Below are 23,179 nucleotides of genomic sequence, written 5' to 3'. Positions count from 1 at the left end.
TCGATGCGGCCGGCGAGAAACGACGACCAGGGAGATGCGATGCGTTGGACAGTGATCGAACATGCCGGCAGGCCGGTGACCGCGGGGCCCTCTGCATGGCTCGCGGCGCCCGGCGGCACCATCGGGCGCAGCCCCGACAACCACCTCGTGCTGCCCGACGAACAGCGCCAGATCTCGCGCCTGCAGGCCACGGTGCGCTTCGACGAGGACGGTGCGGTGGTGCTGCGCAACATGAGCGCGGTGCTGCCCATCGGCGTGAACGGCAGCACGCTCGCGCACGAGCAGGAGTCGCGCGTGGCCGATGGCGACCGCGTGACGATCGGCAGCTACGTGCTGGAAGCCGCGAGCGCGCAGCGTGCGGTGCCTGCGGCGCCGCTGGAGCCCACGGTGGCAGTCGTTCCTCCACCGCCACCTCCACCACCCTTTTCTCCCCCGCCTGTGCAGCCGCTGTCCCCGGCACTTGGCGCCGCACCGGTGCAGGCGAGCCCCATCGGTGACCTGCTGCCGTCATCGCCTGGCGCCGATGTGTTCGCAGACCTGTTCGGCGAAGGCGCGCTGCCCATCGGCGATGCGCAGCCTGCGGCGGCCGTGCCGACGCCCCAGCGTGCGCCGGAGCCCGCGCACGCACCGGCACCTTCACCTTCACCGGCGTTCATGCCCGCGCCGGTGCCACCGCCCGCGCCTTTCATCGCCCCTCTGCAGCCGCCCGCAGCGCCACCGGAGGCGAGCAACAACAGCAGCCACATCGGCAGTACCCCGCCGGCAGCGCAGATGCCGTCGGCGGCCGACTGGGACGCCATCCTCGCGAACGCGCCGCGGCGCGTCGACAGCACACCCGCGCCCATGCCCGACCCGATGGCGCACGAGCCCTTCGAGCTGCCCTCGCAGGCGCGCAGGAACCCGGCAGACCCGCTCGCCGAACTGAACCCGCACGCGGCTGTCGGCATGTCGGACATCGCACTGAAGCGCGGGGTCGATCCGCTCTCGTTCTTCGCAGCCGACGACAGCGCGCACTCGCCGCTGGCCGACCCCCGCCCCACATCGCTCGCGCACCACGACACGCTGTTGCCGGGCGAGCCGCACCCCGCGCTCGACCTGCTGCGGAACAAGCCGGCCATGCAGGGCTACAGCCAGCCGAACCATGCGCGCGAAGTGTCGGCGCAGTTCCGTCCGCCGATGCCCGTGGCCGCGCCGGCGCCCGTGGCGGAACCGGTGAAGCTGGAGGCACCACCTCCACCTCCACCTCCACCTCCACCTCCACCTCCGCCTCCGCCGCCGCCGCCTCCCGCACCACCTCCCGTGGTGGCCGCGCCGGTCGTGCCGCCGCCGGTCGCCGTGGCACCGCCTCCCGCCGTCGCAGCGCCGGTGGCACCCGTGGCCGCACCTGTCGCCGCCACGCCTGCAACACCGCCAACGCCTGCATCGCCCGCATCCACTGCGCCGCCCTCGCCCGCCTCCGAAGCCCTGTTCAAGGCCTTCCTCGAAGGCGCGGGCGTGCCCGAGCTGGCCGGCCAGCAGCCGATGGACCTCGAGGCCATGCAGCGCCTGGGCCGCATCATGCGGGCCTTCACCGACGGCACCATCGAGCTGCTGTCGTCGCGCGCCATGCTCAAGCGCGAGGTGCGCGCCGAGATCACCATGATCGTGGACGAGGAGAACAACCCGTTCAAGATCCTGCCCAACGGCCGCGCCGTGCTGATGCAGATGTTCGGCGCGCGCATGCCCGGCTTCCTGCCGCCCGAGGCCGCTGTGCACGACGCGCTGGGCGACCTGCAGTCGCACCAGCTCGGCATGGTCGCCGGCATGCGCGCCGCGCTGCTCACGCTGCTCAAGAGCTTCGACCCCGCCGCGCTCGCCCGCGACACGCCGCACGACGGCGGCCTGGGCGAGAAGCTGCTGCCCGGCGGGCGCGAGGCGCGCCTGTGGCGCCGGCTGCAGGCGCTGCACACGGAGACCACCGCGGCCGTGGAAGACGACTTCCAGGCCGTCTTCGGCCGCGCGTTCCAGCAGGCCTACGACAAGGAGATGGAACGGTTGAAGGAGGCCCGCCGTGCCTGACACCATGCCCGACCCTGCGGCTCAGGCCGCCCGCTCCTTCGCCGTGCCCGTGTCGACCTCGCAGTTCTCCTGCGTGGGCGAGCGCAGTGGCAACCAGGACGCCATCGGCTACCACCTGGACGATCGCAACGCCTGCTTCGTGGTGAGCGACGGCGTGGGCGGCAATGCGGGCGGCGAGCTGGCCTCGCGCATCGCCGTGGACACCGCCCTCAACGCCTTCGTGGACGACCCCTCGCTGGCGCCCGACAGCATCCAGCGCTGCGTGAAGTCGGCCAACGACGCCATCCTGGCCAGGCAGCGCGAGCTCTCCGAGCAAAGCCGCATGAGCGCCACCTTCGTCTCGCTGTTCGTCGACCGCGCCACCAACCAGGCCTGCTGGGCCCACGTGGGCGACAGCCGCCTCTACTGGTTCCGCCGCGGCGCGCTCATGGAGCGCACCGAAGACCACAGCCTGTCGGAGCGCTCCGGCGACGCCGCCGCGAGCCACCAGAACGGCGGCGAGCGGCTGGTGAAAACCAACCTGCTGTACCGCGCACTCGGCGCACGCGCCACGGCCGAGGCCACGCTCACCGCGTCGCGGCGCCTGGCCGACGGCGATGCCTTCCTGCTGTGCACCGACGGGCTCTGGCAGCTGATCTCGCAGCAGGTGATGGAGCGCTCGCTGCAGCTGGCCGACAGCGCGGAAGAGTGGCTCGCGCTGATCCGCCGCGCCGCCGAGGCCAAGGCCGACGAGTCGCGCGACAACTACTCGGCGCTGGCCGTGTGGGTGGGGTTTCCGCAGCAGGTGACGCTGGCGGGAACGGTCTGAATCGACGCGCCCTCAGGGCGCCAGCATCAGCACCTTGAACTGGCTCGGCACGATTCGCATGCCGACGATGTTGCAACGGTTCTGCATCGTGATGCTGGTGACCCGCGTGGCCGGTGTCCCCCTGATAAGCACGGTGAACGCGCCTGTCACATGACGCGATTGCTGCATGAACGTCTGCGACACAACGCCGCCCAGTGCCCCGGGCTGATCCCCCAGGGTGATTGGCGTGGTCGTGGCCATGTTGTGTGCCGGCATCGCCATGAAGAGGATGTTCCAGGCATTCGGAATGGCCATCGGCCCCATGGCCATGTTCGGGTATGGAATGGGCACCGGCGACCTGCAGACGTCGGGGAACGCCATGTCCATTCCCATGAGCTGACAATTGGCAAACATCTGGTACCTCCTCGCCTAGCCCATGTGGATCTGAGCCGCGTCCACCTTCACCAGCTCCTGGCCGGTGACCATCGTGTGGTGGCCATGAATGCGCACCGTCTCGCTGGCCTTGTAGTCCATGTGGCCCGCACGCACCTGGTCGACTTCATCCGTCAGGCGCAGCGTCTGACGCGCCATCTGCACGATGCGATCAGCCACGGTCTCGAACACCTTGCCGACCAGCCGGACGCTTCCGGCCGCGGCCTGCACCGAGCGCGTCACCAGCCGCAGTTCACCGATGTCGCACTCGCCCTCTTCTGTCTTGAGTACGAAGCGCCTGTCCGCGCGAAGGCTGAGCTCCGAGGCACTCGCGATGGTCACCCGGCCGTTGCCCGTAGGCGCGAAGGTGACGTCGCCCGCCGCCTCGATGCAGCTTGACGACGCATCGGCCTGCTCGATCACGGCGATCAGGTAGGCGCGCGCGCTGTCGGGACCGGACACCAGCACGGTATCGCCGCTGGCCGGTTTGAGCAGGCAGCTCGCCGCGCGCCGGCAAACCCAGACAGCACCCTGCTCGTCGTCGACGGTGACACGTCCATCCGGCAGCAACGCGGCGACCACCCCCTGGAAGTGAACCGGAGCCGTCAGCTTCGAGGCTTTGTGCAGTGAAACGACTGACATGGAGTCTCCTTGTTTCGATGGGTCAAACAGTGGAACGGACTGGCTTGGCGGCATCAGCGCGGCGGATGAATCTCTTGAGCCTTGAACAGCTCCGGATCGTTTTCGATGATGCCACCGCTTCCCGAGAAACGCGCACCTGCGCGCGCGGCCCGATGAAAGCGAGTGCGCAAGAAACGTGCATTGCGCAAATCCGCGTCATGAAGTGCGGCATAGGAAAAATCAGCATCGTGCAGGTTCGCGTCGCGAAAGCTGGCACCCTTCGCCTGCGCGCGATGGAACACGCTCAGCGGCAGGCGCGAGCGGCTGAAATCGGCACCTTCGAGTTTGGCGTCGGCCCAGATCGACTGGTCGAAGATGGCATCGCTGCAATTCGCTTCACGCAGATCGGCCTCCGGGAACATCGTCTGGGCGGCATCCACTGCGCTGAAGTTAGCCCTGGTCAGCGTGGCGCCCTTGAAGTTGCTCTGGGTCAGCACGGCGCCGCTGAAATCGACACCTGCCATCGCGCTGTCGGTGAACTGGCAGCGCAGGAAGGCGGTGTGCGGCAAGCGCTGACCTTCGAGATTGCACTCCATCAAGATCGAACCATCGCATTGGGCCTGGGCGAACTCCACCGTGCGCAGATCCATGCGAAAGAACATCAGGTGCAGCAGCTTCGCCCCACGGCAATCGAGCTGGTCGACCCGTGATTCGGTGATGATGATCTGATCGCAGATGCCGGGCTTCAACACCGCATGCCCGAGCTCGCATCTGAGAAAAGCCACGCGCTCCATTTGCGATTTCTCGAAATCCGCGTGAGCCAGCGAAGATTCGACGAACTGGGTGTCCTGCATGAACGCGCGGCCGAGTTGCGCGGCCTCCAACCGACACCGAAACACGCGCACGCCCTTCAAGCTGGCCGCCGACAGGTCGGCTTGATCGAGGTTGCATTGCGCAAGCGAACTGTCGTCGAGGCAGGCGCCGCGCAGATTCGTCCGGCTCAAGTCGACGTGCTCCATCTGCGCCCCCGACAAGTCGATGCCGCTGAGGTCCTGACCCGCGAGACTCACTTTGACCACCGGTTGGGCATGCCGAATCTTGTCCAGAAGTTCTTCCACTGTCATCGAACCGGCTCAGTCTTTCTTGCAGGCAAGGTCTTGGCTCCCTGGGTGTAGGCGCCGATGAAGGTGGTCGAACCGTCGATGGCGGCCTGTGACACGTCGGCGCGAAACAGATTGGCATCCTGCAGGCTGGCAAAGCGCAGGTCGGCCTTGGAAAGATTGGCGTCGATGAGGTTGGCTCCGCGCAACGAGGCTTCGCGCAAGTCCGCGCGAATGAACAGGCTCTCGCCGGCATGCGATCCCTCCAGCCGCGCGCGCCGCAGGTCGCACTCGGAGAAGTCGCAGCCTTCAAGGCGCGCCTTCGCGAGGTCGGCGCCGACCAATATGGCGCCGCGCAGGCCGCACTGCCTGAGCGAAGCGGCGCAGAACACCGCCTGCACAAAGCTGCAGCCATGGACGAAGGAACAGGTCACGAGGCTGGCCTCGGTGAAGTCGACCCCCTCCCGCGCATCGACGGCGACGAAAGCACAGGCGTTCAGCGAGGCGCGTACGAAGGATGTTCCCTTGAAGCTGCACTCGACCCAGCTCACCTGCTTGAACGCGGCGTCGTCGAAAGCGATGTCTTCCAGTGCCAGCTTGACCATCGCCATTTGCTCCCAGTGCGAGCCGCGCGCATCGCAGCGCGCCCATTCGCTTTCGAACAGATCGGCTTGCTTGAACGCGGCCTTCGCCAGCACGCAGGAACGAAAAATGGTCTTGCTGCAACACGTCTGCACGAAGCTGGCCGCCGTGAAGTTCGCCCCTTCGCATTGCGCGCCGCCCAGATTGGCCTCGTCCAGCCGCGCATCGGTGAGCGACGCCCGGACAAGCCGCGCCCGCGCAAGCACCGCGCGCGTGAAGTTGCAGCCATCGAGCCGCGCGTCGCTGAAGTCGACGTCTTCGAGGTTCGCTCCCGTGAAGTCGGCACCGCGCAGATCCAGACCCGAGAGGTTGGCGCCGACGAAGCTCATGCCTGCGAAACGACGCTCGCCGCTGGCTGCGGCCTCGAGACGCCGACGCAGCCGTCTGGAGCGCAGGCTGCTGGCCGGCGGCGCCGGCTCGAGCAGGTGTGCGCCATGGAGGTGCCCCATGCGCATGTTGCGCCCGGCCTGCTCGCGCAGCCGCGCGCTTTCGGCGGCCTCGTCAGGCGTGGGGGGTGTTCGGCGCTCGCGCGCCGCGTCTTCCTCGAGGCGCGCGAGGTCACGCAGCAGGCGGTCCGGGTCGAATCGGCGCTGCACAGGCTTGCCGGTCCGCGCCTCCACCTCGGTCATGGCCTTGTCGATGCTCGCCTTGATCTCGTCGGACAGCTTGCGCGGTTCCATCTGCGACAGCGGCGGGATATCGATATCGGGTTGAATGGCAGCGGGCATCCCGTGTGCGACGGCCTTGGCCCGGTCCTCGGCGCCGCGGGCAAGGGCCGCCTGGCGCATTTGCTCGAGGGCTTGATCGGCCCTCTCGGCGAAGTCGGGCAGATCGTCCGCGGAGGCAGGCGGCCGCAGATCCGGTTCGGACACGGGCGGCAGATACTGCTCGGGATCCACGCCCTGCGCCAGCAGATGGGCACGCATGCGTTCGCGCTCGCGCTGCCGGCCTGCGTGCAGATTGCGCGCCAGCGGAAGCGAAGCGATATCGGGCATCTGGTCGCCTGCCCATGGCCCCATGATCGCCTTGGGGACCAGGTCGCTGTCGCGCAGGACCAGCACCGCCTTGGTTGGATCGAGGCGCTGCTGCAGCACCTGTTGGTAGTGGGCAAGCGGCCGCGGCTGCCCGCGCAACTCGAGCGCGGGCATGACGTGCTTGACGTCGGCCGCGTCATCCTCTGCGATGGGCGATGCGCCGTGCCAGACCAGGATGACGCGCTCGGCGTGCGGAAAAAACCAGGCCGTGCTCAGGTGCAGCGAAATTTCCGACAACGCGCCACCGTCTTTCTGAAAGCTGGCGAAGCAACGCGCCTGCCAATCGGGCAGCTGGCCACGCATCACCGGCTGCCGAGGGTGCATGTTCCACAGTTCGTAGGCGGCGCCCGGCGGCAATTCGCGCTGGCCGGGCAGGCGCTGGTCGGGAGGTGCTGCATTGAAGTAGCGCCAGTCCATGTCATCGGCGAAACCCGGGTACTCGTGCTGCAGCCACTGCTGGTCGTAGGCGCGCCCCATCAGCGCGAGCCGCTGCGGCCGATCGGGAGGCACGGCGCCGAAACCCGCAGGCACGATGCGCCGCCCGGGTGCGTCCTGACGCGCGCCGGGCAACTCGACATTGGGAAGCCGGCGCGTCTGTACGCCGTTGATCGTTTCATCGAAGCTGCCGATGCCTTCCGGGTTTTCGGGCTCGCTCGGGCCGCCATAGGCATGCGCCCAATCCAGCCTCAGGCGCTCGAAAGGCTGCGCAGGCGTGGCGCGGCCGCCAAGCCAGTAGCGATCACCGCTCACCAGCAATGGCTTGGCCTGGCCATTGAAGACGGCCTTGGCCGCACACAGTGTCTTGTCGTCCTGATGCGCCGTGTACGCATAGCCGCTGACCAGCCACTCCGGCTCGATCTTGGGCACGCACAGGTCCAGCACGTTGCCGGGCCCGATTTCGTCGGCCGCCAGCTTCCAGAGATCCTGGTCGGGCATCAGCAGGGGCTCGGGCGCCAGGCTGGCCATCGCGAAGACCGAGACGCCCAGGTGGTCTTGCCGCTGCCGCCGGAAGGGCCGCGTGAGGATGCTCAGGCGAAAGGGTTTGATGGTCTTCATGGGGCAGCGGACCCGCTTCAGCGCACCGGCTGATCGATGGCGATCTCGTGCGAGACCGGGTCGAAGCGCAGCTTCACGGAGCGCCCCGGTGCGAAGTCGGCGAGCTTCACCGGGCTGATCGGGGCGACCAGTTCAGCCTCGTAGGCAGGCCATCCGCCCTCAGGCTGTACTTGGAACTTGAGCCGTACGAGGATATAGATGCGCGCGGCCCGCATGCCCGTGTCATGGCTCTCGAGCACCGTCGCTACGGCCGGTTGGCCCGTACGAAGCACTCGCTCGGCGAGATCCGCACCCATCGCGCGGCGGTTGACCACACTCTGCATATGCATCACGTGGGAGGCATGGCGCTTGGCCAGCGTGATCGCCACGAACGCCGGCAGCACGACGACAGCGATGGGGACAATCAGATACCAGTACTTGGTAAACCACACAGCGAAAAGATCCAACACGCGCTCCAAGCTCAGACAAAGACGGTGAAGCCCGAGAGGTTCACCCTGTATCCGTTGTTATCGATTTTTTGTGCCTCGTTGTCCCACGTGAAAGCCGTCTGGGTTGTGGAAAATGTGCCCATCGCAAGGCTGACGGAATACAGGTCGAGCTTTATGAACGCACCCGTGAGCGAGTAGGTGTTGAACCCCAGGTTCAGCCCGGCAATGCTGGTCACCAGGCCGTTCACGAACAGCGAAGTGCCGTTGAGGCTCACGTTGGCCCCGTTGACCCCCATGTTGAAGCCCTTGAAGGCAATACCCCAGTCCGTGAAGGTCACCTTTTTTGCCGACTTGTCCTCGACATGGGGCGCATCCAGCACGATCTTGGTCGGCGACTTGACCGAGATGTCTGCCGCGGTGCTTTCCAGGTTCATGGGGCCATCCGTCGTCGCACTCAACGACGTGTTCGCGTGCACCTTTTGTGCCCCCTCGACGAGATAGTCCTCGTCGCCGTGGACCGTCACCTTCTTCCCCTTGGTTTCTTCGGTGTACAGGCCGACCACCTTGGTGGTCTGCGGACCCGCGATGTCTTCCTTGAGCGACGTACCGATGATCCGCTCTTCACCGCTGTCGACCGTGTCCTTGCGCTTGCCGGTGACATGGATGGTCTGGTTGCCGATGACATCGACCTGCTGGTTGCCACCATCCACCTTGATGAACTGGTCGCCGCCGTTGACGGTGATCTTCTGCGGCCCGCCCTTGTTGACCGTCAGCGTGTGCGGCCCGTTGACCGTCTCGTCGAGCGAGGTATTGGTCGTGTAGGTGTCCGAGCCTTCGATCAGCGTCTCGCGCGTGCCGTCCACGGTGTGTGTTTCATTGTTCTCGACGTTGAGGCTGAAATCCTTCTGCGCGTGGATCTTGATCGACTCGTTGCTGGGGTCGTCGTCGATCACGAAGTGGTTGGCCAGCTCGCCGTCGCCCTTGATGGTGCGGCTGATGAAGCCGCTGACTGTTGCCTTGGCCGGTAGTTCGAGCGGCGGCATCTGGTCGGCGTTGTACACGCGGCCGATGATGATCGGCCGGTCCGGGAAACCGGCGATGAAATCGACGATCACTTCCTGCCCCACGCGCGGATGGTTCACCGCGCCGAAGTTGGAGCCCGCCCACGCGCTCGACACACGCACCCAGCACGAGCTGTCCTCGTTGCGCTGGCCGTAGCGGTCCCAGCGGAACTGCACCTTCACGCGGCCGTACTTGTCGATCCAGATGTCTTCCCCGGGCGGGCCCACGACCGTGGCGGTCTGCGGGCCGTGCGTGGTCGGCATCCGCGTGACGCGCGGCGCGCGGAACGGAAACGACGTGGGCTGCACGCCGAAGTTGAAGCTGTAGAGACCGTCGGGGCTGCCCGTCGCATAGCCGCCCTCGCGCAGGTTGTAGGTCACCGAGACGACCAGGTATTCCTTGTTGTCCTCCTCGCGCGGCGCGTTCTGCATGTTGAAGCGGTAGCCGGGCGCCATGCCGCGCACGTTGGAGTGGCCGGTGTCGACTTCGGCCTGCGCCTGCGCTTCCTCGAGCCGGATCCGCGCGTAGTGCTCGCCCTGCCCGGCGTCGCTGTAGCCGCCGAGCCACTCGTACATCTCGTAGCGGCCGTGATCGTTGTCGCGCGGCTGGCTGCGCGTGTTGAGCAGGTCGGCCTTGGGCTTCTTGAAGTCGAAGTCGTCGACCACGAAGGTGCCGGGGCGGATCTCCTCGGTCACCTCCCACTGGTCGATCACTTCGCGGCCCGTCTCGCCCACGCGATCGGTGGCGAGGTAGCCGATGCGCGGATAGCCCGGCAGCATGTCGTGCGCCCCCATGTCGTCGGCCAGCACCAGGGTGTGCTGGTTCTTCTCGTGCTTGAAGTAATAGTAGATGCCTTCGTGTTCCATCATGCGGCTCACGAATGCGAAGTCCGTCTCCTGGTACTGCACGGAGTAGTCGCGCTGGCGGTAGGCGGCGCTGAGCTTCTTCTCGAAAGCGAAACCGTACTCGCCCAGCACTTCGTCCAGGATGTCGACGACCGATTTGTTCTGGAAGATCTTGCAGTCGCTGGTGCGCGTGAGGTACCAGAGCCAGGGCCGCACCGAAGCGCGGTACACGACGTAGCGCGAGGAGCTCTCTTCACGCCCGATCATCGTGAAGCGCGTGATCTGTCCATTGAGATAGCGCGGGGTACCGTCGATGGTCACGATCTCGAGCGTGAGCGGCTTGCCCAGCACCGCCTTCATGTCGACGGAAGTGTTGGGGCTCAGCAGGTCGACTTCGAACTCGAACAGCTCCGACAGCCCTTCGTTGCCGTGCATCGAACGGAACAGCAACTGGTCTGGTGCAAGCGGTGTATGTGCCGTGACTACTCTGGCCATGTGGTACTCCCTTTCTGCGCTCAATGTTCAGAAAATTCGTAGCGGAAATCGTCATCGGCCGCGCTCAGCCGCACGCTCGCAAGCTTGCGCGCACTGACCGTCGCACCGATGACTTCCTCGCTCAGCCGCGGCAGGATGGTGTGCGTGAGGATCGCGTCGATCATCCGCCCGCCCGACTCGATGGCCGTGCAGCGGCGGGCCACCAGCGCGACGGCGCTGTCGTCGTAGACCAGCGCGATGCCGTGGTTCGCCAGCAGCCGCGCTGCGATGCGGTCGAGCTGCAGGTGAATGATGCGGTGCAGTGCCTCGGCGTGCAACGGGTAATAAGGCACTACAACCAGGCGGCCCAGCAGCGCGGGCGCGAACACCTTCAGCAGCGGCTCGCGCAGGGCCGCGGCCAACGGCTCGGGGTCGGGCCGCAGGCTCGGGTCTTCGCACAGCTGCATGACCAGGTCGGTGCCGACGTTGGAGGTCATGATGATCACGGTGTTGCGAAAGTCGATGTGGCGGCCCTCGCCGTCTTCCATCCAGCCCTTGTCGAACACCTGGAAGAAGATCTCGTGCACGTCGGTGTGGGCCTTCTCGATCTCGTCGAGCAGCACCACGCTGTAGGGCCGGCGGCGCACGGCCTCGGTGAGCACGCCGCCTTCTCCGTAGCCCACGTAGCCCGGCGGCGCGCCCTTGAGCGTGGAGACGGTGTGCGACTCCTGGAACTCGCTCATGTTGATGGTCACGAGGTTCTGCTCGCCGCCGTACAGCGCTTCGGACAGCGCCAGCGCCGTCTCGGTCTTGCCCACGCCCGAGGGGCCGCACAGCAGGAACACGCCCACGGGCTTGTTCGGGTTGTCCAGCCGCGCGCGCGCGGTGCGGATGCGCCGTGAAATGGTTTCCAGCGCATCGGGCTGCGCGACCACGCGGGCCGACAGGATCTCGCCCAGGCGCAGCACCGACTGCGCGTCGTCGCGCACCATGCGGCCGATGGGAATGCCGGTCCAGTCGGCCACCACGGTGGCGATGGCCTGCGCGTCGACGGCCGCCAGGATGAGCGGCGACTCGCCCTGCAGTTGCACGAGCTTGTCCTGCGCCGCATTGAGTTCGGCGCGAATTTCTTCGGGTGTGCGTTCGGGCTCGGCGGGCTCGCTTCGTTCGGCCGCGGCGGTCGGTTGCGGCGCCTCGCCGACCGGATCGCCGTCCTCTTCGGTGTCGGTTTGGGCTTCGGCCTGCACCGGCACCGCCGCGGGCGACAGCAGCTTGCGCAGCGCCACGATGCGCTCGACCAGCGTGCTCTCTTCCACGCGCCGCTGCTCCAGCAGATCGAGTTCGGCCTGCGCGGCGGCCACCTGGGCCGCGATGTCTTCGACACGCTGGTGCGCGCCCACGCCGATCGCCGCCTCGCGCCCCGCGATGCCCGACTCGATGCCCAGCACCTCGATGCGGCGCTGCAGGTCTTCCAGCGCGGCAGGCAATGCATGCTGGCTCAGCGCCACGCGCGCGCAGGCCGTGTCGAGCAGGCTCACGGCCTTGTCGGGCAACTGGCGCGCAGGAATGTAGCGGTGCGACAGGCTCACGGCCGCTTCGAGCGCGGCGTCGAGGATCAGCACGCCGTGGTGCTTCTCCAGCTCAGCCGAGATGCCGCGCAGCATGATCACCGCCTTGGGCTCGGTGGGCTCGTGCACCTGGATGGTCTGGAAGCGCCGCGTGAGCGCCGGGTCTTTCTCGATGTACTTCTTGTACTCCGACCAGGTGGTCGCGCCGATGGTGCGCAGCCGTCCGCGTGCAAGCGCCGGCTTGAGCAGGTTGGCCGCGTCGCCGGTGCCGGCCGTGCCGCCCGCGCCCACCAGCGTGTGCACCTCGTCGACGAACAGCACGATGGGTTTCGGGCTTTTCTCGACCTCGTCGATCACCTGGCGCAGGCGCTGCTCGAACTCGCCCTTCACCCCCGCGCCGGCCTGCAGCAGCGTGGGGTCGAGCACCCACAGCGACACGTCCTTCAGCGAAGGCGGCACGTCGCCCGAGGCCAGCCGCGAGGCCAGCCCCTCGACCACCGCTGTCTTGCCCACGCCGGCCTCGCCGGTGAGCAGCGGGTTGTTCTGGCGGCGGCGCATGAGGATGTCGATGATCTGGCGGATCTCGTCGTCGCGGCCGAACACCGGGTCCAGCTCGCCCGCGCGCGCCTTGGCCGTGAGGTCGCTCGCGTACTTGGCCAGCGCCGAGCCGCCGGCCGCGGGCGCGTCGCCCTGGTGCGCGGCCGCAGGGGCACCGCCAGCCGCGCTCTGCACGGCGTCGAAGTCGTCTTCGGGCGAGCCTTCGGTCCAGGCCGCGAGCTGTGCCACCAGCACGTCGGGCACCAGCTTGTCGAACTCGCGCGAAATGCCCGAGAGCACCTGCCGCAGCCCCGGCGTCTTGACGATGCCCGCGAGCAGGTAGGCGCCGCGGATCGAGGTGGCCTCGAAGCGCAGGCTGGCATACACCCACGCACGCTCGACGGCGTTGTCGACGTGCTCGGAGATGTCGCTGATCGAGGTGGCGCCGTGCGGCAGGCGGTCGAGCGCGCGCACCACGTCCTGTTCGAGCGCGTCGAGGTTCAGCCCCGCGCGCTTGACGATGCGGCGCAGGTCGCTGTCCTGCAGCTGCAGGATCTGGTGCAGCCAGTGCACCAGCTCCACGTAGGCATTGCCGCGCAGCTTGGCGAAGGCGGTGGCGGTCTCCAATGCCTTGTAGAGCATCGGGTTGAGCTTGGAGAAAAGCGAGACGCGGCGGATGTCGGTCATAGAGCGTTGACAGGGCGGGCCGCGGGCGCGGCCGATGGGTGACGGGAAAACAATGCTTCGGGCTGGAACACCATGTCGCCGGCGTCGGTGTCCGCCAGGCGCGTGCCGAGCCAGCTGCCCCAGCCCAGGCGCTGGCTGCCGCCCAGCGTGGAGCCGTGCGCGTCGTCCTTCCTGAGCACCAGGCGCAGCTCCCAGGCGAACTCGATGCCGATGTACTGGCGTACCCAGTCGACCACCTGCTGCAGGCGCTTGCTGCCGGGCAGGAACTCGCGGAACTGGTCCTGCGAGAGGGGCCCGAGCTCCAGGCGGAACTTGGATTGGGCGTCGCGCACCGCCAGCCCCAGCGTGGCACCGCCGCCCAGCCGGTGGTTGCGCCCGAACAGGCCCAGGCGGCTGACTTCGCGCTCTTCGAGCATCACCCAGTCGCTCACGAATTCCTCCACGCGCACGGGCACGCCGAAGTACAGCCTGAGGATCTGGATCAGCCCTTCGGGGTTGCGCGTCTGGCGCACCAGGTGGCCGGCCATGAAGGTGCGCGCATGGTCGGCAATGCGGTCGCGCTCCTGCAGGCCGGGCTGCCCCATGCTCATGAGGCTGGCCACGTAGTCGACGAAGCGGTGGCCGTCGGGGCGGTCCAGGCTGTTGACCGATTGCGCGTCGGCCCAGGCCCGGTAGAACAGCAGGATGAGCCGGTGATGGAACAGGTCGGCGAACGCGCTGAGCGTGTCGTCGGCGTGGTGGCGCTTGCGTTCGCGCGCGTACTCCGTCAGGTGCAGCGGCAGCGGGCCGTTGGGGCCGAACAGGCCGAAGCCGTAGATGGAAATGCGCGGCGGGCCGTCGCCGTCCACGTCGACGCCCGACACGTTCGACGGCGCGAACGCCATCGACGGTTCCTGCCCCAGCCGCAGCGGCTCGTCGGCCGGGCGCGGGGCGCGGCCCAGCAGCGGATGGCCGCCCTGCGCGTCGAGCCGGCGCAGCAGCATGAACAGGTCGTGCTCGAAGGGCTGCTCGACCAGCGCGGCCCACAGTTCGGGGTCGAGCTCGGGCATGCCGCGCGGCACCGGCGTGGCTTGCAGGGGCTGCACGACCTCCAGGGTCTGCAGGTTCTGTACGGCCTGCGGGTTCTGCATGGCCTGCGGCGTGTTGTCGATGCCCTCCCGGCCTTCCAGGCCTTCGGCGCGGTCGGTGATGCCGGTGTCGCTCATACGGCCGGGCGGCGTCCCACGCGCGGAATCCAGCGCGCGATCTCGCCGCGCTGCAGGCTGGACAGCGCGAACTCGGTGAACGAATTGAGCGACACGTGGCGGCTGAAGAACTGCTCCAGCACGGCGCCGAACAGGTACGGGCTCGCGCCGGAGAATGCGACCTCGTCGATCTTCAGCGCAATCTCCACGCCGCGGCCGAACACGATGGGGCCCGGCTCGGGCAGGCGGCGGAACACCGGTGCCAGCGCCATCGAGCGCACGCCCTGGATCTGCCGGCGCACCGCCGGGTCGGCGAGGTTGCCGTACAGGTCGAGCATCTCGCGCAAGGCCGACGCGCCCTGCGCTGCATCCACGTCGGTCAGGCTCAGGTAGTTCAGGCCCAGGTGGCTGATGAGGCGCCACGTGAGCGCGCCTTCGGCCAGCGCCGGGTAGGGTCGCGACGGCCCGCGCAGGATGCGGATGGCGCGCACCGGCGCGGACACGCGCAGCGTGAAGTCCGACTCCAGCCCGGTAGGCAGCAGCAGCGGCAGGTCGCGGTTGGTGCACAGCGCGTCCAGCGTGATGTGGCGCATGCTGTGCGCGAAGGGCGCGTCGTGCTGGTCGACCAGCGACACGTACACCTCGCTGCCGGTGTAGCTGGTGCGCGTGCCCTGCGCGCGGGCGCGGTCGGACACCAGGCGCGGCTCGCGGCGCAGCGAGAAGTAGGCGCCGAAGTCACCGTCGTCCGCCGCGAACGAGCCGAGAAAGGGCCGGAACTCGCGCTCTTCGGAGCCGTTGGCCATGTGGCCGGTGACGCGCTCCACCGTGAAGATCTCGAAGTCGCGCGGCCGCGTGCGGTCGATCACCGCATGGTGCTCGTGCTGGCCCGGCCCCACCGGAATGCGGTCGCTGCGGCGCGGCACCAGGTTGATGATGGGCGTGCAGAACAGCGAGAAATGCTTGGCGTCGACCACGCGTTCGAGGTCGGCGTCGGCGCGGTCGAGCAGGATCACGATCTCCATCGTGGTGCCGCCCATGGCCGCGGCCGCCGCGCGCAGCTTGTTCACGCTGAAGAACAGGTAGCGCTCGGGGAACGCGAAGTACTCGTGCAGCAGGCGGTAGCCCTGGAACGAGCGCGCGTCGTAGGGCAGCAGGGCCTGCTCGGGGTCGAAGCCCTCGTGCTTGATGGCGTCGTCGCCCAGCGGCACGATGCGCGCGGTGCCGCCCGATGCGCCGGGGCCGCTGCGGCACACCACGCCCACGCTGTGGTGCGCGGCAAGTTCCAGCACGCGCAACGCATGCAGCTCGGCGCCCGACAGGAAGAACTCGAGGCGGTCGAGCGGCATGTCGGCAAAGCGTGCGCCGCCCACCGCTTCGAGCTTGAGGGTGATGGCGCTCCTGGCCTGCCGCGCCACCATGGGCATGGCATGCCCGATGTCCGCCGGCACCGGGCCGATGCCGGCCTCCGCGATGCGGATGGGCCACAGCGTGACGGCATGGCCGGTGCGGAACTCGCAGGCCGTCTGCTCGCCCTTGATCATGCGGCCGCGCAGGATGGTGTGGCGCGGCAACTCGTAACCCGCCTTCAGCGAGCCTTCGTTGAGGTTGCCGTCGATCTGCACCACCGCCATGGCGGGCAGCGGCGCGAGGAAGTTGGGGTACACCACCTCGAGCAGCCGCTGCGAGAAGCGCGGAAACTCCGCGTCCATCTTCAGCTGGATGCGCGCGGTGAGAAAGCTGAAGCCTTCGAGCAGGCGCTCCACGTACGGGTCGCTGACCTCGATGCCGCGCATGCCGAGGCGGCCCGCGATCTTGGGGTAGCGCTGCGCGAACTCGGCCCCGAGCTCGTGCATGTAGGTGAGCTCGCGGTTGTAGTAGTCGAGGAGCTTGGCGTCCATTCAGAGGCCTCCGGTGGGGCGCAGCACCATGTGCCCGCTTTCCAGGTCCAGCTCCGAACGCAGGATGAACTCGATCGGGTACGGCACCGACCACAGCGTGCCGCGGATCTCCAGCGCGAGCAGGTTGTGGTGCTCCAGGTCGTTCGCATCGGTCACGCAGCGCACGTCGATGCTGTCCTTCATGATGCGCGGCTCGAAGTCGATGATGGCGGCGCGGATGGCGGCCTCGACGTCGGCGAAGTCGACCTCCGACATGCGCCCGCCGGCCCAGCCGCGCACGCCGTAGTTCACCACCGAGCCGCGCGCGCGCGGCATGGTGTTGATGGTGTGGTCGGCGCCGAAGTTGGCGGTGTTCAGCAGCCACTGCAGGTCGCGCAGCACCGAGTCGCGCAGCAGCTTGCCGCTCATGAGGAAGGCGCCCGCGCGCTCCTGGCGGGTCTGCGGCGTCTTGTCGGTCAGGCGGTCGAGCAGCACCGGCTGCAGGCGGTCGCGTGCAACGCTTTCCTGCTGCTCGCCGTCGGTGTCCAGCATCGCGCTCATGCCTCGGCGCCCTCCGGCGTGAACTCGATCAGCCGCACGTCGAGCAGCGAATGGTCGCCGGCCTCGCTGATCAGCGTGCGCTGGCCCACGCCGGCGTACTGCTCTTCGCCGGCCAGCGGCAGCCAGTCGGTGCGGCGGCCCAGCGTGATGGCGTCGTCCTGTCCTTCCAGCGTGCCGGGGTAGCGCACCGGCACCAGGCCGTTGAGCGCGCGGCCGTCGTGCAGCTCGATCTGCGCGGGCGTCCACAGCAGGTCGACCAGGTGCTGCGGGCGCGAGAACTTGATGCGGCGCGCCTCCGTCAACGGCAGCCAGGCGTAGCCCGAGGGCGTGAGCAGCTCCAGCACCGGGCCGATGCGCACGTCGCCGTCGCACAGCCAGGCAAAGCCGCTGCGTTCCACGGGCTCGTCATCGAGCGAATGGGCGGCACGCGAATCGCTGCGGTCCACGCTGGTCAGCGCGCCTTGCAGCGCGGGTGCGGACTGCCGCGCGCTGTCACGCAGCGCGGCGGCTTCGTCGGCGCGGTCGGCCGGCAGCGCGGCCGCGGCGATCAGCTGCTCGACCCATTCCGCATTGCCCCCGAGCAGGGCCGGCGCGCGTGCGCCGCGCCAGAACTCGGCACGATGCCGCTCGCCCGCGAGCGCCATCGCGCAGGTGACGCTGGCGGGTGTGAAGGTGGGGTCGAGCTTGGTGGCCAGCTTGAGCTGGTCTTCGGCGCGTTGCCACTCGCCGCGCAGCGCAAGAAAGTGGCACAGCGCGAGGCGCAGGCTGGCGTTCTGCGGGCTGGCGCGGATCTGCCGCTGCACCCATTCGGTGTGCTCGGCCACGGACCGTTCGCCGAGCACTGCAAAGCCATCTCCCATGAAGCGTCCTCACTGACTGACTGGCACGTGGCACGCAAGGCCACGGTGCGAAAGACGACCCTGCAGCGCATGCGGGCCGTCGAGAAAACATGGCGACCGGTCGGGCAGACCGGCCGCGCACACATCACCGGAAACCGGCCAAGGAAATCAGGCTTCCTTGTTTTCCTTGATGTTCCAGCCCAGCACGGTCTCGGCGCCCTTGCCGCCGGAGCTGGTCTGCTCCCAGTACTGCTGCTTGACCTTCGCGGCCTGGAAGCTGTACTGCACGAACACGGCGTCCGAGCCTTGTTCGGCCGTGTACTGCACCGAGGTGACCAGCACCTCTTCGAGCGTGACGCGCGTGTATTCGATCTGTCCGCCGCCGGCCTTGCACACCGACACTTCGATCTTTGCCAGGTGCTTGCCGCTGGCGCAGTTCTTCAGCACGGCAGGCGCGGCCTTGTCGATGCGTGCGAGCACCTGCAGGTCGTTGAAGCTCGCCTTGCCCACACCGCCGCCACCGCCACTGACCATGTTTCCAGGCTGCGTCGCGCCCCAGGCAAACGACTTGATATCGGTCCAGTCCTTGTGATTCGAGTCTTTGGATTCACCGCCTGCGCCTTCGACGCGCATGAACATGTCTACTGCCATAGTCAACTCCCAGAGTGATTTGCGCCCGGATTCGGGACACCGTTGAATTAGCTGCTGTCCTTCTTGTTGGACGGCAGCTTCGAAACCAGCCGCAACGACACGGTCAGCCCTTCGAGCTGGTAGTGCGGCCGGAGAAAAAACTTCGCGGCGTAGTAGCCCGGGTTGTCTTCGATGGCTTCGACCTGAACCTCGGCCGCGGCCAGCGGCTTCATGGCCTTGGTGTCCTGCGACGAGGTGCCGGGGCTGCCGTCGACGTAGTTCATGATCCAGTCGTTCAGCCAGCGCTCCATGTCCTCGCGTTCGCGGAACGAGCCGATCTTGTCGCGCACGATGCACTTCAGGTAGTGCGCGAAACGGCAGCAGGCAAACAGGTACGGCAGGCGTGCGGCCAGGTTGGCGTTGGCCGTGGCGTCGGCGTCGTAGTACTCGGCCGGCAGCTGCAGCGACTGGGCGCCGATGAAGGCCGCGAAGTCGGAGTTCTTGCGGTGCACCAGCGGCATGAAGCCGTTCTTGGCGAGCTCGGCCTCGCGCCGGTCGCTGATGGCGATCTCGGTCGGGCACTTCATGTCCACGCCGCCGTCATCGGTGGGGAAGGTGTGCGTGGGCAGGTTCTCCACCGCGCCGCCCGACTCCACGCCACGGATGGAGGTGCACCAGCCGTACTGCTTGAACGAGCGGTTGATGTTCACGCCCATGGCGTAGGCCGAGTTGGCCCAGGTGTAGCGGTTGTGCGCGGCCGAGTCGGTCTCTTCCTCGAACTCGAACTCGTCGACCGGGTTGGTGCGCGCACCGTAGGGCAGGCGCGCCAGGAAGCGCGGCATGGCCAGGCCGATGTAGCGCGCGTCTTCCGAATCGCGCAGCGAGCGCCAGGCGGTGTGCTCGGTGTTCTGGAAGATCTTGGTCAGGTCGCGCGGGTTCGACAGCTCCTGCCACGAGTCCATCTGCATCACAGTGGGCGATGCGCCCGCAATGAAGGGGCAGTGCGCGGCCGCGGCGATCTTGGCCATCTCGCCGAGCATCTCGACGTCGGGCGGGCTGTGGTCGAAGTGGAAGTCGCCGATGAGCGCGCCGAAGGGCTCGCCGCCGAACTGGCCGTACTCGGCCTCGTAGATCTTCTTGAACAGCGGGCTCTGGTCCCAGCCGATGCCCTTGTGGCGCTTGAGCGAGCGCGCCACTTCGCGCTTGGACGCGCACATCACGCGGATCTTGAGCTGCTCGTCGGTCTCGGTGTTGTTCACCAGGTAGTGCAGGCCGCGCCATGCGCCCTCGAGCTGCTGGAACTCCTCGTGGTGCAGGATCTGGTTGATCTGCTCGGAGAGCTTGCGGTCGATCTCGGTGATGATGGCCTGCACCGAGCGATAGGCGTCGTTGGAGATGGTGACCGTGTTCTCCAGCGCCTGCACGGCCAGCGTCTTGACGGCGTTCTCCACCGCCTCGCGGGCCTGGTCGGTCTTGGGCTTGAACTCGCGCTGCAGCAGGTCGGAGAACTCGTTGGGCGCAAGCGCCTCGATGGTGGCCTGCGCCTGCGCGGCGGTCTTTTGGGGTGCGGTGCTCATGGTGGCTGTCCTTGCTGCTCGCGCTTACTCTGAAGAGGTACCGGGGTTGCCGGGCGTGCCCGACTTCTCGTTCGCGGCTTCCACCGCCTTGGCCACGGCCGGGTTGGGCGCGGTAGCCAGCGACTTCAGCAGCGCCGGGTTCTGCAGTGCCTGCGCGATGAGCTGCTCCGCGCCGTTCTTGCCGTCCATGTACGACAACAGGTTCGACAGCTCGGTGCGCGCTTCCAGCAGCTGCTGCAGCGCATCGACCTGGCGCGCGATGCGCGCGGGCGAGAAGTCGTCCATGCTGTCGAAGGTTATGTCCACGTTCATCTGGCCGTCGCCCGTGAGCGTGTTGGGCACCTGGAAGGCCACGCGCGGCTTGATGGCCTTCATGCGCTCGTCGAAGTTGTCGATGTCCACCGCCATGAACTCGCGCTCCGCGAGGTCGGGCATCGGGTCCGTCTGCTTGCCCGCGAGGTCGGCGATGACGCCCATCACGAAGGGCAGCTGGATCTTGCGTTCGCTGCCGTAGATCTCCACGTCGTACTCGATCTGCACGCGCGGCGCACGGTTGCGCGAAATGAACTTCTGACCACTGTTTCTGACACGGTTGTCTGCCATAAAGCTTCCTCTTGAATCTGAAATGCGTGGGGGATGCGCCCCTCTCCCTGCCACGCCTGTCGCCCTTTCACGGGCCCTGCGGCGCGGCTATTCGGCGTTGCCGGCGCCGCTGGACGGTCGCCCCGCAAGGCTCTCTATCTTTTGCAACCCCTCGGGCACGAGTTCTTCGATGATCTGGAAAAAATTGAGGTCCAGAAGTCGCTGTGCTCTTCGTATCAGCATGGGCGCGGGATGGCTGGGCTCCGCACGCTCCAGGTAACGGCAAGCTTTTTCCAACAGAACTTGCACATCATCACGACTGGATATTTCAATATCTTTAACAAGCGCGGCGCGTAGGCCGATACCGCCATTTGCTTGACTTGCGGCGGTACTTTGCGCAGCTGTAGTGGAAAGTTCAACACCCGTCGGATCGGCTCCAGCGTGGGCCTCCATGACTTTCGTCATGTCGGCCGGCGCCTGCTCCGGCAGCAGTTGCATCACGGTGCGCAGCGAACGTTCGAGGCGCGAGAAATCGGGTGCCCAGCTCTGGCCCAGGGCACGCTCGCAGGTCTCGCGAATGCGCTGCAGCAGCTCCAGCGCCGCACGCAGGGCCACCACCGGTGGCGCCGATTTTTCATGCGCGCGCCGTGCCGCGTCGCGCAGGCGGCCGATGCCGCCGGGGTAGTCGATCTGGTGGTCGGTCTTGCTCGAATCGAGCAGGGCCTCGACCTGCCTCAGGCTCATGGAGGTGCCGGCATCGTCGAGCAGCTTCGCATCGCGCACGCTGCGCCCGAGGCCTTCGGCTTCGGCCAGCGCGGCCAGCGCATTCATGCGCGGCAGCGGGTCTTCGAAGTCGCCGTCGGCGACGACGGGATGCACCTCGCTCCAGAAGGTGCGCAGCACGGCGTCCACCAGCTGCAGGCCTTCGACGTAGCCGGGCAATCCGCGGCTCTCGGTCCATGCCAGTGTGAGAGGCACCAGCACCCGCAGGTCGCGCGTGCGGGTGCACAGCTGCCTGGCAAGGCGCTCCACGCGCGCCCAGTCGGGAGGTTCCGCGGGGATGATGGTCGAGCCGAACTGCTGCTCGCGCTTGCCCGTGGTGGACTGCTGCAGGGCCAGGAAATCAGGGTCGTATTCGAGGTCTTCGCCGCACGCGCGCGCGCCATCCACCGCCGACTGCAATAGTTCGATCTCGCTTTGCGACAACCTCTTCTCCCTTAGTTAACTGTTCGTCAACATTGGTTATCTTGAGGGGAACGCGAAGCGCGGTCAACAACAACGGACGGCATGCCCGCTCAATGAATCACAAAGGAGTACAGCTCCCTGGATTCAATTCGCAGAACGTCTACGGAACGGCTACAGCAGCCCGCGTTGCCCCAAGTTGCGCATCAACGCGCCGACACCGAAAGTCCAACGCGGCGCCTGGTCCGCATGCACCACGCGGTTGATCAATGCGCCGAGTTCGGGTGCGGCGATGCGCACGCGGTCTCCCACCACATGGGTGAATCCTTGCCCCGGCCCATGACGATCTTGTGTCGGCGCGAACATGGTTCCAAGAAACAACATGAAGCCGTCCGGGTAGGCGTGGTGCTTGCCGATGGTCTGTGCGACGAGGTCCAGCGGGTCGCGGCTGATCTTCGACAACGAGCTGGAGCCTTCGAGGGTGAAGCCCTCGGGGCCCGTCACTTCCAGTGCCACGGTGATGCGGCGCACGTCGGCAATGCCGAAGTGCGCATCGAACAGCCGAATGAACGGGCCGATGGCGCACGAGGCGTTGTTGTCCTTGGCCTTGCCCAGCAGCAGTGCGCTGCGGCCTTCGAAGTCGCGCAGGTTGACGTCGTTGCCCAAGGCGGCGCCGAGCGTTTCTCCGCGGCTGTTGACGGCCAGCACCACCTCGGGCTCGGGGTTGTTCCACACCGAGCCCGCGTGAATGCCCACGTCGGCGCCCGTGCCCACGGCCGCCAGCACCGGGGCCTTGGTGAAGATCTCGGCGTCGGGGCCGATGCCGACCTCGAGGTACTGCGACCACACGCCTTGGGCGATCAGCACCTCCTTGACCTTCATGGCCTCGGGCGAGCCGGGCACGATGTTGGCGAGGTTGTCGCCCAGCACGCCGCCGATGGCCGCGCGCGTGGCCTCGGCCCGCGAGGCATCGCCGCGCGCCTGTTCCTCGATGACGCGTTCCAGCAGGCTCGCGACGAAGGTCACGCCGCTGGCCTTGATGGCCTGCAGGTCGCAGGGGGCGAGCAGCCAGGGCTTGTTCGTGTCGCGTGCAGTTTCATCGCTGTTGGCGATGGCTTCGTCCAGCGATGCGATGCGCGGTGCGCCCTGCAATGCGCGGCGAACCGCCTCTGCGGGCGCTTCGTCGCCTTCGAGCAGGTCGCTCATGGTGGGGGCGAGCTTCGACAGGTCGTGCAGGCCGCCGTCGTGCACGGCCACCAGCACCGGGCCCACGCCGGGTTGCCACAGGCGCCCGACAAGGGTGGCGCGCTCGGCGTCGCGGGGCAGGCTGGAAGAAGTCGAAAGATTCAATGGCATGGCGTTTGTCTCCGTGAATGGGTGCGCTACGTGGCATCGTAGCGGCGCATTCGCGGGGAC

Annotated in this window: 18 protein-coding genes; 2 read left to right on the top strand and 16 right to left on the bottom strand. The window is 67.4% G+C overall.

Annotation, left to right across the window (positions count from 1 at the left end; genetic code table 11):
- Window positions 1-39: 39 nt before the first annotated feature.
- Window positions 40-2,058 carry a type VI secretion system-associated FHA domain protein TagH gene (tagH, locus tag ACSFBM_RS32970; RefSeq protein WP_435488148.1) on the top strand — a complete coding sequence of 673 codons (2,019 nt, stop codon included), beginning with the start codon at window positions 40-42 and terminating at the stop codon, window positions 2,056-2,058.
- Window positions 2,051-2,866 (top strand): PP2C family protein-serine/threonine phosphatase, encoded by an 816-nt coding sequence (locus ACSFBM_RS32965; RefSeq protein ID WP_435488147.1) that lies wholly within the window; start codon window positions 2,051-2,053, stop codon window positions 2,864-2,866. The genes tagH and ACSFBM_RS32965 overlap by 8 nt, the downstream gene beginning before the upstream one ends.
- A 12-nt stretch (window positions 2,867-2,878) precedes the next feature.
- On the opposite strand, the gene ACSFBM_RS32960 is transcribed toward ACSFBM_RS32965, so the two are convergent.
- The 16 genes from ACSFBM_RS32960 to ACSFBM_RS32885 all read right to left on the bottom strand — a co-directional run bounded on the left by ACSFBM_RS32960 (window position 2,879) and on the right by ACSFBM_RS32885 (window position 23,119).
- Window positions 2,879-3,259, bottom strand: a complete 381-nt coding sequence (locus ACSFBM_RS32960; protein ID WP_435488146.1) for a DUF4150 domain-containing protein — start codon at window positions 3,257-3,259, stop codon at window positions 2,879-2,881.
- Between the two features lie 15 nt (window positions 3,260-3,274).
- Complete coding sequence (locus ACSFBM_RS32955; protein WP_435488145.1) at window positions 3,275-3,919, bottom strand: DUF3540 domain-containing protein; 645 nt, start codon at window positions 3,917-3,919, stop codon at window positions 3,275-3,277.
- Window positions 3,920-3,972: 53 nt separating this feature from the next.
- Window positions 3,973-5,022, bottom strand: a complete 1,050-nt coding sequence (locus ACSFBM_RS32950; protein ID WP_435488144.1) for a pentapeptide repeat-containing protein — start codon at window positions 5,020-5,022, stop codon at window positions 3,973-3,975.
- Window positions 5,019-7,730 (bottom strand): DUF2169 family type VI secretion system accessory protein, encoded by a 2,712-nt coding sequence (locus tag ACSFBM_RS32945; protein ID WP_435488143.1) that lies wholly within the window; start codon window positions 7,728-7,730, stop codon window positions 5,019-5,021. The genes ACSFBM_RS32950 and ACSFBM_RS32945 overlap by 4 nt, the downstream gene beginning before the upstream one ends.
- Window positions 7,731-7,747: 17 nt before the next feature.
- Window positions 7,748-8,176 carry a hypothetical protein gene (locus tag ACSFBM_RS32940; protein WP_435488142.1) on the bottom strand — a complete coding sequence of 143 codons (429 nt, stop codon included), beginning with the start codon at window positions 8,174-8,176 and terminating at the stop codon, window positions 7,748-7,750.
- 14 nt (window positions 8,177-8,190) lie between these two features.
- Entirely contained in the window at window positions 8,191-10,560 is a 2,370-nt protein-coding gene (locus ACSFBM_RS32935; protein WP_435488141.1) for a type VI secretion system Vgr family protein, read from the bottom strand.
- 20 nt (window positions 10,561-10,580) lie between these two features.
- Window positions 10,581-13,331, bottom strand: a complete 2,751-nt coding sequence (tssH, locus tag ACSFBM_RS32930; RefSeq protein WP_435488140.1) for a type VI secretion system ATPase TssH — start codon at window positions 13,329-13,331, stop codon at window positions 10,581-10,583.
- On the bottom strand, window positions 13,328-14,380 hold the full coding sequence (gene tssG, locus ACSFBM_RS32925) for a type VI secretion system baseplate subunit TssG (RefSeq protein WP_435488175.1): 1,053 nt from the start codon (window positions 14,378-14,380) through the stop codon (window positions 13,328-13,330). The genes tssH and tssG overlap by 4 nt, the downstream gene beginning before the upstream one ends.
- A gap of 152 nt (window positions 14,381-14,532) precedes the next feature.
- Window positions 14,533-16,413, bottom strand: a complete 1,881-nt coding sequence (tssF, locus tag ACSFBM_RS32920) for a type VI secretion system baseplate subunit TssF (RefSeq protein WP_435488139.1) — start codon at window positions 16,411-16,413, stop codon at window positions 14,533-14,535.
- Window positions 16,414-16,953, bottom strand: a complete 540-nt coding sequence (tssE, locus tag ACSFBM_RS32915) for a type VI secretion system baseplate subunit TssE (protein WP_435441484.1) — start codon at window positions 16,951-16,953, stop codon at window positions 16,414-16,416.
- Entirely contained in the window at window positions 16,950-17,813 is an 864-nt protein-coding gene (locus ACSFBM_RS32910) for a type VI secretion system accessory protein TagJ (RefSeq protein WP_435488138.1), read from the bottom strand. The genes tssE and ACSFBM_RS32910 overlap by 4 nt, the downstream gene beginning before the upstream one ends.
- A 147-nt stretch (window positions 17,814-17,960) precedes the next feature.
- Window positions 17,961-18,443 carry an Hcp family type VI secretion system effector gene (locus ACSFBM_RS32905; protein WP_435441482.1) on the bottom strand — a complete coding sequence of 161 codons (483 nt, stop codon included), beginning with the start codon at window positions 18,441-18,443 and terminating at the stop codon, window positions 17,961-17,963.
- A 47-nt stretch (window positions 18,444-18,490) separates the two neighbouring features.
- Complete coding sequence (gene tssC / locus ACSFBM_RS32900) at window positions 18,491-19,999, bottom strand: type VI secretion system contractile sheath large subunit (protein ID WP_435488137.1); 1,509 nt, start codon at window positions 19,997-19,999, stop codon at window positions 18,491-18,493.
- A gap of 24 nt (window positions 20,000-20,023) precedes the next feature.
- A complete protein-coding gene (gene tssB / locus ACSFBM_RS32895; protein WP_435488136.1) occupies window positions 20,024-20,602 on the bottom strand; it encodes a type VI secretion system contractile sheath small subunit in 579 nt (192 codons plus the stop codon).
- Window positions 20,603-20,689: 87 nt separating this feature from the next.
- Window positions 20,690-21,787, bottom strand: a complete 1,098-nt coding sequence (gene tssA, locus ACSFBM_RS32890) for a type VI secretion system protein TssA (RefSeq protein ID WP_435488135.1) — start codon at window positions 21,785-21,787, stop codon at window positions 20,690-20,692.
- Between the two features lie 150 nt (window positions 21,788-21,937).
- The gene (locus ACSFBM_RS32885) at window positions 21,938-23,119 is read right to left on the bottom strand and encodes a fumarylacetoacetate hydrolase family protein (protein WP_435441478.1); all 1,182 of its coding nucleotides are present in this window, start codon (window positions 23,117-23,119) and stop codon (window positions 21,938-21,940) included.
- Window positions 23,120-23,179: the final 60 nt, after the last annotated feature.

Source organism: Variovorax pasteuri (assembly GCF_051216435.1).
Lineage (GTDB): Bacteria > Pseudomonadota > Gammaproteobacteria > Burkholderiales > Burkholderiaceae_C > Variovorax.
The sequence above is the reverse complement of the archived record's forward strand: the minus strand, read 5'-3'. Positions and strand labels throughout refer to the sequence as shown.